12 protein-coding genes are annotated in these 15,298 nt (G+C 36.6%); 9 read left to right on the plus strand and 3 right to left on the minus strand.

Annotated features, from left to right (window positions below; all coding sequences use genetic code 11):
- The first annotated feature begins 3 nt into the window (after positions 1-3).
- Together gatA and gatB are read left to right on the plus strand one after the other, a co-directional pair.
- Positions 4-1,461, plus strand: a complete 1,458-nt coding sequence (gene gatA / locus HHU08_RS03235; RefSeq protein ID WP_016205055.1) for an Asp-tRNA(Asn)/Glu-tRNA(Gln) amidotransferase subunit GatA — start codon at positions 4-6, stop codon at positions 1,459-1,461.
- A 12-nt stretch (positions 1,462-1,473) separates the two neighbouring features.
- Entirely contained in the window at positions 1,474-2,901 is a 1,428-nt protein-coding gene (gene gatB / locus HHU08_RS03240; RefSeq protein WP_016205056.1) for an Asp-tRNA(Asn)/Glu-tRNA(Gln) amidotransferase subunit GatB, read from the plus strand.
- A gap of 861 nt (positions 2,902-3,762) precedes the next feature.
- Here gatB and plsY read toward each other — a convergent pair.
- Both plsY and HHU08_RS03250 read right to left on the minus strand, forming a co-directional pair.
- The gene (plsY, locus tag HHU08_RS03245; protein ID WP_101729553.1) at positions 3,763-4,383 is read right to left on the minus strand and encodes a glycerol-3-phosphate 1-O-acyltransferase PlsY; all 621 of its coding nucleotides are present in this window, start codon (positions 4,381-4,383) and stop codon (positions 3,763-3,765) included.
- Between the two features lie 161 nt (positions 4,384-4,544).
- Positions 4,545-6,224 carry a hypothetical protein gene (locus HHU08_RS03250; protein ID WP_169187785.1) on the minus strand — a complete coding sequence of 560 codons (1,680 nt, stop codon included), beginning with the start codon at positions 6,222-6,224 and terminating at the stop codon, positions 4,545-4,547.
- Positions 6,225-6,455: 231 nt separating this feature from the next.
- On the opposite strand from HHU08_RS03250, the gene HHU08_RS03255 reads away from it, so the two are divergent.
- From HHU08_RS03255 to rlmD, 7 genes are all read left to right on the plus strand, one after another.
- The gene (locus HHU08_RS03255) at positions 6,456-7,793 is read left to right on the plus strand and encodes an ISLre2 family transposase (RefSeq protein WP_169187606.1); all 1,338 of its coding nucleotides are present in this window, start codon (positions 6,456-6,458) and stop codon (positions 7,791-7,793) included.
- A gap of 449 nt (positions 7,794-8,242) precedes the next feature.
- A complete protein-coding gene (locus HHU08_RS03260) occupies positions 8,243-8,776 on the plus strand; it encodes a sigma-70 family RNA polymerase sigma factor (protein WP_084668785.1) in 534 nt (177 codons plus the stop codon).
- Positions 8,773-9,243: an anti-sigma factor family protein gene (locus HHU08_RS03265; protein ID WP_016205061.1), complete on the plus strand. Its 471-nt coding sequence runs from the start codon at positions 8,773-8,775 to the stop codon at positions 9,241-9,243. Before HHU08_RS03260 ends, HHU08_RS03265 begins: the two co-directional genes overlap by 4 nt.
- On the plus strand, positions 9,240-10,325 hold the full coding sequence (locus tag HHU08_RS03270) for a hypothetical protein (protein WP_169187786.1): 1,086 nt from the start codon (positions 9,240-9,242) through the stop codon (positions 10,323-10,325). The genes HHU08_RS03265 and HHU08_RS03270 overlap by 4 nt, the downstream gene beginning before the upstream one ends.
- An 82-nt stretch (positions 10,326-10,407) precedes the next feature.
- Entirely contained in the window at positions 10,408-11,325 is a 918-nt protein-coding gene (locus tag HHU08_RS03275; RefSeq protein WP_169187787.1) for a LiaI-LiaF-like domain-containing protein, read from the plus strand.
- Positions 11,326-11,720: 395 nt separating this feature from the next.
- Positions 11,721-12,680 (plus strand): diacylglycerol kinase, encoded by a 960-nt coding sequence (locus HHU08_RS03280; RefSeq protein WP_016205064.1) that lies wholly within the window; start codon positions 11,721-11,723, stop codon positions 12,678-12,680.
- Positions 12,681-12,814: 134 nt separating this feature from the next.
- Complete coding sequence (rlmD, locus tag HHU08_RS03285; protein WP_016205065.1) at positions 12,815-14,182, plus strand: 23S rRNA (uracil(1939)-C(5))-methyltransferase RlmD; 1,368 nt, start codon at positions 12,815-12,817, stop codon at positions 14,180-14,182.
- Between the two features lie 63 nt (positions 14,183-14,245).
- Here the strand turns inward: rlmD and HHU08_RS25645 are convergent, their stop codons facing one another.
- Positions 14,246-15,250: a tyrosine-type recombinase/integrase gene (locus HHU08_RS25645; protein WP_318010501.1), complete on the minus strand. Its 1,005-nt coding sequence runs from the start codon at positions 15,248-15,250 to the stop codon at positions 14,246-14,248.
- Positions 15,251-15,298 lie beyond the last annotated feature (48 nt).

Genomic DNA, 15,298 nt, shown 5'->3' on the forward strand with positions numbered 1-15,298 from the left:
TACATGAGTCTTTTTGATCAAAAGATGGCGGATTTACAAGAACTATTACATAAAAAAGAGATATCAGTAACTGATTTAGTGAAAGAATCGTATAATCGCATAAAAGATGTAGATGAGAAAGTACAAGCATTTTTAACATTAGATGAAGACAATGCTTTATCACAAGCAAGTGCATTAGATGACAAATTAGTAAACGGGGAACATTCAGGTAGCTTATTTGGAATGCCGATTGGTATTAAAGATAATATTGTGACAAAAAACTTGAGAACAACATGTTCTAGCAAAATCTTAGAAAATTTCCAGCCGATTTATAATGCTACTGTTATGGACAAGCTGCAAGCAGCAGGAGCTATAACAATTGGAAAGCTTAATATGGACGAGTTTGCTATGGGATCTTCTACAGAAAATTCTTATTATCAAAAAACGAAAAATCCATGGAATCTTGAAACAGTTCCTGGTGGATCATCAGGTGGATCTGCAGCATCCGTAGCTGCAGGAGAAGTATTTTTTTCTCTTGGTTCAGATACTGGTGGTTCCATTCGTCAACCAGCAGCATTCTGTGGGGTTGTCGGTTTAAAACCTACATATGGAAGAATTTCTCGTTTTGGTTTAGTTGCATTTGCTTCTTCACTGGATCAAATTGGACCAATTACACGTACGGTAGAAGATAATGCTTTCTTGCTTAATGCTATTTCCGGATTAGACCCAATGGATTCCACTTCGGCAAATGTAGCTGTGCCTGATTTTACAAAAGGTCTAACTGGAGATATCAAAGGCATGAAAATAGCGGTTCCGAAAGAGTATCTAGCAGAAGGAGTAAGCGAAGATGTTCGCCAATCTGTTCTTGATGCATTAAAAGTATTGGAAAAATTAGGAGCTACATGGGAAGAAGTATCTTTGCCACATAGTAAATATGCCCTTGCAACTTACTATTTATTGTCTTCTTCAGAAGCATCAGCAAACCTATCTCGATTTGATGGTGTTCGCTATGGTTATCGCACGGATAATGCCGAAACATTAATTGAACTATATAAACGTTCTCGCGCAGAAGGATTTGGAGATGAAGTAAAGCGTAGAATTATGCTTGGAACCTTTGCTTTAAGCTCTGGCTACTATGACGCATATTATAAAAAAGCACAAAAAGTACGTACTCTAATCAAAAAAGATTTTGAAGATGTATTTGAAAAGTATGATGTTATTGTGGGGCCAACTACTCCTACACCTGCTTTTAAGCTAGGGGAAAAGGTAGACGATCCATTAACAATGTATGCCAATGATATTCTAACGATTCCAGTAAACCTTGCTGGTGTTCCAGGGATTTCGGTTCCTTGTGGCTTCTCTAACGGTTTACCACTTGGTTTACAAATTATCGGAAAACATTTTGATGAAGCATCTGTGTATAAAGTAGCTTATGCATTTGAACAGGCGACAGATTATCATAACCAAAAACCAACGCTGTAAGGGGTGAAAAAAATGGAATTTGAAACAGTCATTGGGCTAGAGGTCCATGTAGAGTTAAAAACACAATCAAAAATATTCTCAGCAAGTCCCAATCACTTTGGTGCTGCGCCGAATACAAATACAACAGTAGTAGATTTAGGCTATCCTGGCGTACTACCTGTTTTAAATAAAAAGGCAGTAGAATATGGCATGAAAGCGTCTATGGCATTAAATTGCGAAATAGCGACAGAAACAAAATTTGACCGTAAGAACTATTTTTATCCAGATAATCCGAAGGCATACCAAATTTCCCAATTTGATAAGCCAATTGGTGAACATGGCTGGATTGAAATTGAAGTCGATGGCTATAAGAAAAAAATCGGCATTACCCGTGTTCATTTAGAAGAGGATGCAGGGAAACTGAATCATGAAAAAGGATATTCGTTAGTGGACTTCAACCGTCAAGGAACGCCGCTAATTGAAATCGTTTCTGAGCCAGATATCCGCACACCAAATGAAGCGTATGCGTACTTAGAAAAATTGAAATCCATTATCCAATATACAGGCGTATCTGACTGTAAAATGGAAGAAGGTTCTTTGCGTTGCGATGCCAATATTTCGATTCGTCCGGTAGGCCAAGAGGAATTCGGAACAAAAACGGAATTGAAAAACTTGAACTCCTTTAACTTCGTACGTAAAGGATTAGAATATGAAGAACAACGTCAAAGAGAGGTTGTCTCTTCAGGCGGAGTAATTAATCAAGAAACACGTCGCTTTGATGAAGCTACAAATACAACATTGCTAATGCGTGTAAAAGAAGGCTCAGATGACTATCGTTATTTCCCAGAACCGGATTTAACAGATTTGTATATCGATGAAGACTGGAAAGCAAGAATTCGCGCAGAAATTCCAGAATTACCAGATGCAAGACAAAAGCGTTATATGGAAGAATGGGGCTTACCAGAGTACGATGCAAAAGTATTAACCGTTACGAAGGAAATGGCTGATTTCTTCGAAGAAACCGTTGCAAACGGAGCAGAACCAAAACTTGCTTCAAACTGGGTAATGGGAGATGTTTCTGCCTACTTAAATGCAGAGCAAAAAGAGCTAGCGGAAGTAAAGCTTACTCCAGAAAACCTTGCGGGCATGATTAAACTCATTGGAAATGGTACCATTTCTAGTAAAATTGCAAAGCAAGTGTTTAAAGAGTTGATTGAAAATGGCGGAGATGCTGAAGCAATTGTTAAAGAGAAAGGACTTGTCCAAATTTCCGATGAAGGTGCATTGCTGAAAATCATCGGCGAAGTATTGGATAACAATCCTCAATCCATTGAAGACTTTAAAAATGGAAAACAAAAAGCGATTGGTTTCCTTGTCGGTCAGTTGATGAAGGCAACAAAAGGACAAGCTAATCCGCAAATGGTCAATAAATTATTAGTCGAAGAAATGAATAAAAGATAAGAAGGGGATTTATCTCCTTATAGCTGTCAGTAAATGTTGAAAAACGACTTTGTTGGCAGCTTTTTTTATGGATGAAGGAGGGGAATAAGTATATATATTCTAGTCGAACGTGGATATCAGCCAAAGCAGCGATAAATCAGCCAAAGTAGGAAGGATATCAGCCAAACCAGCAATAAATCAGCCAAAGTAAGAAGGATATCAGCCAAAGCAGTGATAAATCAGCCAAAGTAGGAAGGATATCAGCCAAAGCAGCGATAAATCAGCCAAAGTAGGAAGGATATCAGCCAAACCAGCAATAAATCAGCCAAAGTAAGAAGGATATCAGCCAAAGCAGCGATAAATCAGCCAAAGTAAGAAGGATATCAGCCAAAGCAGTGATAAATCAGCCAAAGTAAGAAGGATATCAGCCAAAGCAGTGATAAATCAGCCAAAGTAAGAAGGATATCAGCCAAAGCAGTGATAAATCAGCCAAAGTAAGAAGGATATCAGCCAAAGCAGCGATAAATCAGCCAAAGTAAGAAGGATATCAGCCAAAGCAGTGATAAATCAGCCAAAGTAAGAAGGATATCAGCCAAAGCAGCGATAAATCAGCCAAAGTAAGAAGGATATCAGCCAAAGTAGCGATAAATCAGCCAAAGTAAGAAGGATATCAGCCAAAGCAGCGATAAATCAGCCAAAGTGGAAGGATATCAGCCAAACCACCCTCATCCAGCACTCCCCTCCACAACCTCCAAAATCAAAGTAAAGGAGCAATTCCAAAAAGAGCAACTCCTTTATTTTGATTTCCATTCATTCGACAGTATTTCCCAGGAAAAGTCGACAATCAACAATTTCCTAAAAAGCTTGTCCAATGAAGGGGAATTAGACTATTTTCTTCGGGTTAATTCGATCCTTTTTTATGTTTTTATCATTTATTTTTGGTTCTTGACGATGAATAAAATTAATAATATTAGAGCGATGTAAAAAGATTAATAGTAATAAAAACAAGAAAAAGAGCCAGTCATGCTGGATGTTGGGAGAAAATAATGCATATAAGAAAATCGTTATCCCAACGGAAATACTACCTATGAATACATATTTTGTTACAAAAATAACAGCAAAGAAGGCGAAATAGGCAATTAAAAACAAGGCTGGGCTGGCAACGAGAAGAGTGCCGGCTGTTGTGGCAATAGCTTTTCCACCGCGAAACCCAGCGAAGATTGGAAAACAATGACCAATAACAGCTATTAATCCAGTATATAACGGATTAACATCTACCATAAGCAAGTACGGTAGACTTGCCGCAAGAGCTCCTTTCCCAACATCAAGCAGCAGAACAGCAATCCCGGCTTTTTTGCCTAATACGCGAATGGAATTAGTCGCTCCTGGATTAAAGCTGCCATGTTTCCGAATATCAATGCCATAAAAAACTTTACCGATAATTAAGGCAGCCGGTAAAGAACCGATTAAGTAGGAAGATAGGATTAAAATAATCAAATGCATTTCTCCTTTTCCATCATTTAAAGTTTACTAGTTTAAAACACTATCTTTGTTCTCTTCCTTTTATTCTATGCAGAAAGAGGGAGAAGTTTGTTCCCTTCTCCCTATATTATAAATAATAGAGCAATTTTTTTGTTGCATTTTTAATATCCAAGAATCTTATTTTATTCGTTTAATGCTTGATTATTAATTTCCAATTTTTCAACCGTTACAATTACTTCATCTGTATCAACATAATCAACGGAAATTTCCATCCCTTTTTCTAGGAAGATACTATAAGGGAAATCGTTTGAAGAAACTTGGAAAATAGTTTTATTGTCTTTCACCATGAATTTTACAATCGTACTATTTTCAACCTCTGATTTATATACATAGCTGACAGTCTCAGTTATCGTTTTTTGATCGGCAATATTGTTAGGAACGGTTTTATCATTTTTCAATAGCGTGACAAGGGCATATTTATAATCATTAAAAAGTTTTGTTTTCTCTGTGCTATAGCTATAAACCTTTTCATCCTTAGCATTAATCAACATGATTTCTCTTAACACGTGATTGCTGTCCATGAGTGGAACAACCCATGTGAACTGCCCATAAATCGTATAGAGTAGTGGAGTGCCGGCTTCATATTTTTGCGCTCGAAAGGTTTTCTCTGCCACATTGATAGCAGATTTCCCATTTAACGATCCATTTGCCTCTGTATAGAAGGTAAGTGCACCGGTACGAGCATTAATCATGGAGTAACCAACCATACTTCCGCTATCGGATTTCGGACGGGTGAAGTCAGTGAACCAATGCAATTGTAATTCTTCATTGAAGACACCATTCACTTCATCCATGTTGTCCCAGGCGGTTGGTAGTTTCATATCTTCTTTTGCAAAAAGGGTATTCCAGAAGCCATGAATATATTTACCATACCATTCATTCCAATCTTCCGCTACGCTTGTAGGAATAACATGGTCAATAAATGCAGGTATATTGTTCATTGTATAGTCTTCAATTTTTCCAGTGGCTGGGTCAACGATATAAATCCCTTTAATGTCAACAATTTCTCGGAATTTATTGTATTGTCCATAAGGTACAACATAGTATGGCTTATCATTATCATCTGGTTCGAAGCTTGCTTCAAGCAAAATCGTATCTTTATGTTTATTTCTGACTAGTCTTTTTAAATCTTCTTGGAAGTAGGCAGATGGAACATATTTCATAGAAGTTTTAACTAAGACGGCATCTTCATTTTCATCCTCTGCACTCATTTTAATAAAACCAGGGACGTCATCCCCTTTTATCCATTTAAAAAAGCCAGTATATTCAATTGGCGTTACCCAGTATAGATGATCGTCAATTTTTTGTAGAGTAGAGTTTCCTAAATCATAATAGGAAGGATGAGGAAGTTCCCCGAGTTTTTTCTCACTACGATATCGTGCATAGCTCTCCGGTACAACTACGATATGTTTTTCATTAGTAGAAACAGCTTCCTTCTCAATAACAGTAGCCTTTTCTTGTACAAAATGATATTTATCTCCGGTAATGGTTAATGGATAGACAAATTGGACGTATAGACTAAATAGGACAAAGTATAAAAAGAGAATTCCAGTTATTTTATACCCCTTTACTTTTCCAAAAAGTAAATCTAGTAATAAGAAGAAAGCAAAATAAATAGCACCATATTTAAAAAGGGCCTGTAAGGAATGATCGATTAACTGAAAATAATCTAGACAAAAAATAATAAGGATTCCAGCAAGCAATCGCATGACTTGAAAGATAAGAAACCTTCGTTTTTTTAGATGGATTTTCCATAGAAATGGGTTTAATGTTAAAGCCAGTAATGCAAATAAATAATGCATACACATTCTCCTTTGATTAAATTGCTACAGAATAAATACGAAAGTATGAGTAAAATGTTTGTGGGAGATGTTGTACCCTGTTTCTCAATGGATGGGGCGTAGATCCATCCATTGAGAAACAGGTCACCAAACGGAAGTGCGGTAGATGGAAAATAAAATCAAATGAAAAAAGGACTCTCTTCTTGTATAGTAAAGTCTGCGAAAACCACAAATACAAGGAAGAGGAGTCCTATGAAAAAAGATACCATACAATTACCCACATTAAAAGAACTGGAAAAAGATTTATTTGTTATGCTTCAAAAGACATTTGGTGAAGTTCTCACGAAGCAACTCGAAGAAATGGATCAACAGATTGCAGAAAATAGAGATAAAAAGAGATTTTACCTTCAGGATAAGCGAGCCGTAGAGATGGATACTTCATTCGGTTCTATTATCATCAATCGGAATTACTATAGGGACAGGGAAAAGGGTGGATACGTTTATCTCCTTGATCACTATTTAGAGTTTGAGGGGTCAAAAGGTTTCAGTCCCCTAGTTGAAACGATGGCAATGGAAATGGCAGTTCAAGGTACATCCTATCGTCATGCTTCCTCCATGATTGAGAAACTTCTAGGTTACAAAGTAATCAGCCATGAGACTATTCGTCAACACCTTCTACAAACAGAAGTTACTTTCGTCAAGCCGACCGACCAATTGAGGAAAGTGCTCTTTGTAGAAGTAGACGGACTATATGTGAAAAGGCAACGTGGAAAACGACGTGGGCGGGAAGAAAAGATTGCTTCCGTACATGAGGGCTGGATAGTCAACGGGAAACGAACATCCTTAATCGCAAAACGTCACTATGTCCACAAAGGTAAAGAAGCGTTCTGGGAAGGATTTGAGCAGTTCTTAATAGATAATTACAACTACAATCCGAGTGAACATCACCTCGTAATTAATGGGGATGGAGCCCAGTGGATTACGGCTTGTCAGGATCACTATAAGAATGCATTCTTTGTCATCGACCGATTCCATGTAGCTCGTGAGGTTAAAACGCTTTTCAAAGGCCATAAGAGATATAGAGTCATTCGTAAGAAACTGGCTCAATATGATGCGAAAGGATTCCTAGTGGAACTTAATAGTGCAGTTGGTACTCTTGAAAACGAAAAGAAAGAAGAACGGTTAGAAGAGTTCATACAACAGCTGTCAAAATATCCTCAGGCCCTTGGAGATTATCGCGAATGGTTGAAGGAAAAAGACATAGACACAAGCCACTATCGTCCAATGGGAAGTGCGGAAGGAACGATGAGTGTATTCGCTAAACGGCTTAAAAACGGCCGCAGCTGGTGCGATAAAGGAATACAAGCATTTATTGACTTTATGGTTGGTATGAAGGATGAATTAGAAATCAAGACGATTTTAGGACGAATTAACCCTAACGATCAAACCGCTTCTGTTTCTCAGCCAAAATATTATGTGGAAAAGTTAAAGAGTTCAGTCGGAGAGCTAACAAGAAATAATTTATCATATTTAAATCGGCAAAAAGGAAAGCCGATATACCATGCTTTACAAGCCTTACGAGGTTTTTAAAAAATGAAGGAAATGAACAAAAACAAAACTAAATTGTTTAGATAACGCTTTCATTTAGGTGGGAAATATAACTAAATAAGAGGGGAGTTTTTCTATCCAAAAAAAACTCCCACAAAAACTTGACTCAATCAATACGAAAGTAAGGCTAAAAAGTTTCAAGTAATAATGGTACTATTACAAAGGAGAAACCATTTAGGAAGAAAATATTGAGGCATTTTCATAAAGTTTGTAACTAATAACCTGTAGCCTTAATATACGTTGCTTTCCGTAGGGCCAATGAGCTCTGCGGGATCACATCTTCCCCAGAAAGTCATCGTATATTTACGCTGCTCGGTAAATGAAAAAAATAATCAGCCCAAAATAATAAAAAACTGTAGGGGAATGACCGACACTGTACGTCTATTATTATAGAATGGCTAGGAAAGGGGGGAGAGGCCATTAGTGATCAAGTGTTAATTGAAAAAGTAAAAGCAGGAAATGATCACGCATTTCGTTTGTTAGTGGAAAAGCATCGGGACTATTTGTTTCGTTCTATATACAGTGTTTTGAAAGATCAAAAAGAAGCAGAAGATGCTACTCAAGAAGTGTTTATTAAAATCTATACCTCTCTCCCCAATTACGAGAATCAAGGTTTTAAAACATGGATAACAAGAATTGCTGTCAATCATGCTATTGATATGAGAAGAAAAAAACAAAGAAGAAAAGAAGAGATGACAGAAGAATTGGAATCCCACATAGGAGGCTCTCTGGCCGATGATGTAGAAATAGAAGTGCTAAAGCGGGAACGACAAAAGCTTGTGCAAAAAAGACTGGAGGAAGTACCCGCTAATTACAGGGATGTCATTTATGGTTTTTACATTCAAGAAAAAAGTTATCAAGAAATGGCATTAGAGCAAAATGTTCAAGTGAAAACAATTGAAACGAAGCTGTATCGCGCAAGACTCTGGATCAAAACACATTGGAAGGAGGAAGAATTTTTATGACAACACATTATTCTAAAGATGATTGGATGAAGTATGTAAACGATGAACTGAATGAGAAAGAAAGAGCATTTCTTGAAAATCATTTGTATACATGCGATCAATGTTTAGAATTGTATATAGATGCAGTAGACATGCAAGAGGAGATACTTCCTTCGATTTCAGATGAAGCAGCTTTTATGAATGATATTATGCAAAAAATATCCTTTGAAAATATGGAGATAGAAAAAATAGAGGAAAGGAAACGTCCTTTTTATCAATCATCCATATTCCATTATGCAATTGCCGCGAGTCTTACATTGATTCTGATGTCGGCAGGATTTTTTCAATCGATTATAAAACATACAGAAACAATCCAAAAAGCGGAAGTTTCTTTGAAAGAAGAGCCAAAATCAGGAGGTTTAGTGGATAAGACCTTTGCCTGGATGGATTCATTTGATAGTAGTAAAAAGGAGGATTTTAAGAAATGAAAAACCCGATTGTCGCAACAATCTTAGCATTTTTTCCAGGTGGTGGTCTTTTTTATATTGGGAAAAGGTTGCGAGGCTTTTTATATGGGATGGCTGTCTTTGGACTAGCATTTATGTCCATTGTGATTTTTAGTTCAGGGTACCTCAATGAGTTAACATTTATAGTAATTATTATTGGTTTCATTATCTACTGTATTAGTTTTATCGACACATTAATCACGACCAGTAGCTATTTAAAAGAACGGGTTAATTTGGCTAGTAATACAGAGGCTGGAGACGTAGCACCTGTATTAGTAAAAACAGCTGAATCAGAGCGTTTTTATACGATTGTTTTATCATTTGTCCCTGGCTTAGGTCATATTCAGTTAGGCTTAGTCTATCGAGGAATAACATTATTAACAACTTTTCTAGGGTTAGGGATTATGATTTTATTTATTGCTTTCCTAACCTATACGAATGAATTCCTGTTATTTTTGGCGATTTTGCCTGTTATTTGGATTTACGGTTTTTATGACGTTTCCCAGCAGTATAATAAAAAACTGAAAGGGGAAAAGCTTGAAGATATTACAATCTTTCAGGATTTTGAAAAGAATAGAGAAGAGGGAAAGAAAAGTAAATTTATTGCAACCTTCTTATCTGTTTTTCCAGGAGCGGGCCATTTATATTTAGGCTTGCAGCAAAGAGGGATTCAGCTAATGGCTGCTTTCTTGTTCTCTATTTTTATCCTTAATGAATTACGATTAGGACTATTTTTATTCGTTATTCCTATCATTTGGTTCTACAGCTTCTTTGATGGATTACAAAAAGCATCAAAAGTAGGAGAAGAGGAATTGGAGGATGTCCCGGTCATTGCTTATTTGATTAATTATCAAAAATGGTTTGGGATTGGTCTACTTGTAATTGGTTTATATTATTTAATAATCAATATTATTTTACCGATCTTTTCACCCATCATCAGAGAAGTAATAGATATAGATTTACGATTTTTCTTTTATCAATATTTTCAGACGGGAATTGTGTGCCTAGTTCTTATAATCGGCGGTATTCATCTGCTAAAAGGAACAAAGAAGAAAAAAATATAAGAAATGTAGAAGAAAGATAGAGATGGCTATTGGCTTTTTGAATTCATACAAGAAGCCAATGCTGACAGAAGGGGAGAAGAGAATGAGGCAATGGCGAGTGGGCACTTTTTCAATGGGTTTATCTTTATTATTCCTTGGCGTATTTTTGTTACTGACACAGTTTTTTCATTGGAAAATTGTGAGTGTTTTAAAAGTTTGGTGGCCGGTTATTTTAGTTGTTTTGGGAATAGAGATTTTGCTATATCTGTTTTCTTCTAAGCAAGAAAAGCCGTATTTAAGCTTTGATCTTTTCAGTATTATTGTCGTTGGGATCATTGGGACAGCAGGCATATCAATGGTCTTTCTCCAATCCTCTGGAATTATGGATATTCTGGAACAAGGATTAAAAAGAGAAGAGATAACTAGAGATTTACCTGAATTCAATTATGCGATGAAGGCTGATATTAAAAGAATTGTCATTGAGTCCGAAAATCAGCAAAGTCCGATTACAATTGAAGGAACAAACGATGACGTCCTATCCTTATTTGGAACTTTCCGAACAGTTCAATCAAAGGATGTAGTTGTTTCCAAACCAGAAGATTATCTTCATGTTTCTCAAAAGGGAGATACTTTGTTTATTCGTTTAAAGCAATTACCGTATCGCATGTCTGAATTCTATACTGATTATTCTTCTATACATACGACGATTCTTGTGCCAACGAGTAAGAAATTAGATATTATTGATTTAAATAATGATGTCACTTTAAATCCACGTGACTTAAAAAATAATTGGACGGTTAATAATGTCCCAGCAATCGATTTAATATTGGATGAAACAAATAATGTGAAGGTTTCTGTAAATGATACAGTAATAAATAATAGTGATCGTGCAGAATGGGAGTTTTCTAATACAGAAAATACAATGGAGGAAGGAAAGACGAATGCAGTCTTGCAAAAAGGAAAAGGTGGTTCTGCTATACATGTCTTTAACAGTGGTACGTTAGAGTTAACGAATCACTAATCATAATAAAAAGAGGATAGATTTGACTCAGACAGGGTATTATTTGAGGGAAATCATCCTTTTTTGAATGGAATATGCATGGCTGATTTTCTCGAATGTTTGCTTTCTTTTTTACAGATTTCTTCTAAGGGAGCGGAATAATGGAGCTTTGTGTCGGAAAAAAGTTAATCAAACGTTTGATTAATAGAAAAAAACAGTAATAAGAATTAGGAAAGTATGGTGAACTGATAGATTGGGTTATAATGTGGGAAGATACTTGGAAACATGGACACTTATTATTCAATGGTCACATACGATGGTAATAGATAGATTTAAAAATTGCTTAAGCAAGAAGTATCGTATATGATGTTAATGGCTATGGAAAAAAAATGAATCTTGATTATAGGATGATGAAAATGAAAAGGGCAAGAATAATATATAATCCTACTTCAGGTCGGGAAGCTTTTAAAAAACATTTACCAGAAGTGCTAAAAAGATTAGAAGAGGCAGGTTATGAAACTTCTTGTCATGCAACGACTGGACCAGAGGATGCAACATATGCAGCAAGAGTTGCAGTAGAAAGACGATTTGATCTTGTCATTGCTGCAGGTGGCGATGGAACCATCAATGAAGTGGTTAACGGAATGGCAGAACAAGAATATCGTCCAAAGCTTGGAATTATACCGGTAGGAACAACAAATGACTTTGCAAGAGCACTGCATATTCCAAGAGATGTTATAGGTGCAGTAGATGTAATCGCAAAGGGCGATACAATCCCGATTGATATTGGAAGAATGAATGATAAATATTTCATTAATATTAGTGGTGGTGGACACTTAACAGAAATCTCTTATGAGGTTCCAAGTAAACTGAAAACCATGCTTGGACAGCTTGCTTATTATTTAAAAGGCGTCGAAATGCTACCGTTCATTAAAGCATCACATGTGAAAATCGAATATGATGGCAAGCTGTTTGAAGGAGAAGCGATGTTGTTTCTTGTTGGCCTGACCAATTCTGTCGGCGGCTTTGAGAAGTTAGCACCAGGAGCTTCTATTAATGATGGGCTGTTCTCTTTGTTAATCTTAAAAAAGGCAAATCTTGCAGACTTTATTCGAATTGCTTCACTGGCTTTACGTGGGGAACATATCAATGATCCGAATGTCATTTATACGAATGCCAATCACATTAAAGTTAGCTCCGATGAGAAAGTACAATTAAATCTTGATGGAGAATTTGGCGGCTTATTGCCTGCTGAATTTATTAATTTATATCGTCACTTTGAGTTATATGTACCAATTGAAGAAATTCGTGATGAAGACCGACCAGATATCAAGGATTATAAAGGAATGTTACAAACAGACAATAACGAGGAGTGAGAGGAATAAGAAATCCCCTCACTTTTTGTTTTGATTTCCTAAGATTTCCCGTAAGCCCATGACGCTTTCCTGATAATATGTTACAATTACCACGCTTATTTTTTTCGGAAATATCGATGTAAAGGAAGACGATAATGAGTAAAACATTACCCGTTCAAAAGAACGATATAATAGATATAATTTTTGAAGATTTAACCCATGAAGGTTCAGGAGTGGCAAAAGTAGATGGTTATCCCCTATTTATCCCCAATGGACTTCCAGGAGAGAAAGCAACCGTAAAAGTAATCAAGACAAATAAGAATTACGGTTTCGGTCGTTTAGTAGAAATAAAAGAAAGAAGTCCTTATCGCGTGGAAGCACCATGTCTTATTTACAAGGAATGTGGAGGCTGCCAATTACAGCATTTAAGCTATGAAGGACAATTGAAAATGAAGCATAAGCATGTTATGGATGTTCTAGAGCGGATTGGAAAAATTAACACGACGGTACATCCAACACTAGGGATGGAAGATCCTTGGCGCTACCGCAATAAGTCACAAGTTCCAATCGGGGAACAAGAAGGTGGTCTCATCGGCGGATTTTATCAACAACGCTCCCATCAAATCATTAATATGGAACAATGCCTCATTCAGCAAGAAGAAAATGACTATGTCGTAAATACAGTAAAAGATATTTGTTCGAAATATGGAGTTCGTGCATATGACGAGGCACGCCATAAAGGTGATTTACGCCATATTATGGTAAGAAGAGGGGCCATTACGAAGGAAGTAATGATTGTATTAATCACTCGTACACAGGATATCCCCAATCGAAAGGCAATTGTTGATGAAATTGTTGAAAAAGTCCCAAATATTAAATCAATTATCCACAATGTGAATAACAAAAAAACGAATGTGATAATGGGAGAAATAACTCGAGTGCTATGGGGAGAAGAGACCATTACTGATTATATTGGTGATGTAAAGTTTGCTATTTCTGCTCGCTCCTTTTATCAAGTGAATCCAGAACAGACAAAGGTGCTCTATGAGAAAGCATTGGAATATGCTGATCTAAATGGGGAAGAGAAAGTAATCGATGCCTATTGTGGTATTGGAACAATCTCTTTATTTTTAGCAAAAAAAGCAAGACAAGTATTCGGTGTCGAAATTGTTCCACAAGCAATTGAGGATGCAAGAAAAAATGCCCTCATAAATGATATCCACAATGTGGAATTTGCAGTTGGAGAAGCAGAAGTAGTTATCCCCAATTGGTATAAAGCAGGGAATGAAGCAGACGTGTTAGTTGTAGATCCTCCAAGAAAAGGCTGTGATGAAGCATTATTACAGACAATTCTTGATATGAAGCCGAGAAAAGTAGTCTATGTATCCTGTAATCCAGCGACTTTAGCTCGTGATCTACGCGTATTGGAAGATGGAGGTTATAAGACAGAAGAAGTGCAGCCTGTGGATATGTTTCCGCAGACAACGCATGTGGAGGCAGTGGCGAGGCTATCGTTGGTATAACAAGGGTTTTTTGCAAGGTATGTACACATTGACCACAATTTGACCACATACCTTGCAAAAAACTTATTTTGAGATGAATTTCTCAAGTAGATCAACTGATTTTTCTTTCATTGATTCAGTGACATGAGCATAGACATCTCCGGTAGTTTTTATGCTGCTATGTCCTAAGCGTTCCTGAACTTCTTTTAATGTCATACCAGCTTCTAGACAAATAGTTGCGTGGGTATGTCTAGTATCATGAAAGCGAATTTTGGGAACATTAGCAATTTTTATTGCTTTATTAAATTCTGTGGTCAACGATCTAGGATAAATGGGTTTTCCTGTTTGTGTAGCAAAGATTAAATTAAGGTCCTCGTAACTGTTACGAAGAGCCATTTTCATTTTGTTTTGCTGCGCTTTCCATCCCTTTAATACATTTATTGCGGAGTCACCAATTTTTATCACTCTGTTAGAAGATTGCGACTTTGTTGTGGAAAACTTATAACCATCTTTATTATATATCAATGATTTATCCACATTAAGATACTGGTTCTCTATGTCTAAATCATCCCAAGTGAGGGATAAAATTTCACCGCGACGGCAACCAGTGAATAATGCGGTGTGGATAAGTGCATAAAGACGAGGATTCGTTAATTTAGTTACATCTAAAAATATATGCATCTCTTTAACAGACCACGTTTTTTGTTCTACTCTTCTAGGTCTTGGCTTATCCACATCAATAAGAGGATTAGTCTGTATAATTTTCCATTTACGTGCAGCATCCAATGCGCCATAAAGAATGGTATTAAGATACTCTATATACCGAGGGGAAAGTCCTTCATCAGTTAAATCATTTATAAACTTTTGCAGGAGTAGAGTATTTAATTTTTTTACTTGGTAATCCCCTAACACAGGTACAATTCGATAATTAACAGCATTCGTATATTCCTTAAACGTTGTTTCCTTTATTTTTCGTTTCATTGTTAGTTCGAACCAACGCGCAAATAAATCTTTTACTGTTATTTCAGTTAGATCTGCAGAGACTTCGCCGTTATCCTGTTTCTGTAGCTTTTTAAATGCCTCGTCGATTTTTGCGAGGGCTTCTTTTTTGTGTCAGCTCTTCTAGTTATTTGTCTT

It is taken from the genome of Niallia alba, assembly GCF_012933555.1.
Lineage (GTDB): Bacteria > Bacillota > Bacilli > Bacillales > Cytobacillaceae > Niallia > Niallia alba.

What these genes read in the sequence shown, in the direction of transcription:
- HHU08_RS03275 (WP_169187787.1), top strand. Translation starts at nt 10,408, where the DNA reads ATGAGGCAATGGCGAGTGGGCACTTTTTCAATGGGTTTATCTTTATTA.
- HHU08_RS03255 (WP_169187606.1), top strand. Translation starts at nt 6,456, where the DNA reads ATGAAAAAAGATACCATACAATTACCCACATTAAAAGAACTGGAAAAA.
- HHU08_RS03265 (WP_016205061.1), top strand. Translation starts at nt 8,773, where the DNA reads ATGACAACACATTATTCTAAAGATGATTGGATGAAGTATGTAAACGAT.
- HHU08_RS03250 (WP_169187785.1), bottom strand. Translation starts at nt 6,224, where the DNA reads ATGCATTATTTATTTGCATTACTGGCTTTAACATTAAACCCATTTCTA.
- rlmD (WP_016205065.1), top strand. Translation starts at nt 12,815, where the DNA reads ATGAGTAAAACATTACCCGTTCAAAAGAACGATATAATAGATATAATT.
- HHU08_RS03280 (WP_016205064.1), top strand. Translation starts at nt 11,721, where the DNA reads ATGAAAAGGGCAAGAATAATATATAATCCTACTTCAGGTCGGGAAGCT.
- plsY (WP_101729553.1), bottom strand. Translation starts at nt 4,383, where the DNA reads ATGCATTTGATTATTTTAATCCTATCTTCCTACTTAATCGGTTCTTTA.
- gatB (WP_016205056.1), top strand. Translation starts at nt 1,474, where the DNA reads ATGGAATTTGAAACAGTCATTGGGCTAGAGGTCCATGTAGAGTTAAAA.
- HHU08_RS03270 (WP_169187786.1), top strand. Translation starts at nt 9,240, where the DNA reads ATGAAAAACCCGATTGTCGCAACAATCTTAGCATTTTTTCCAGGTGGT.
- gatA (WP_016205055.1), top strand. Translation starts at nt 4, where the DNA reads ATGAGTCTTTTTGATCAAAAGATGGCGGATTTACAAGAACTATTACAT.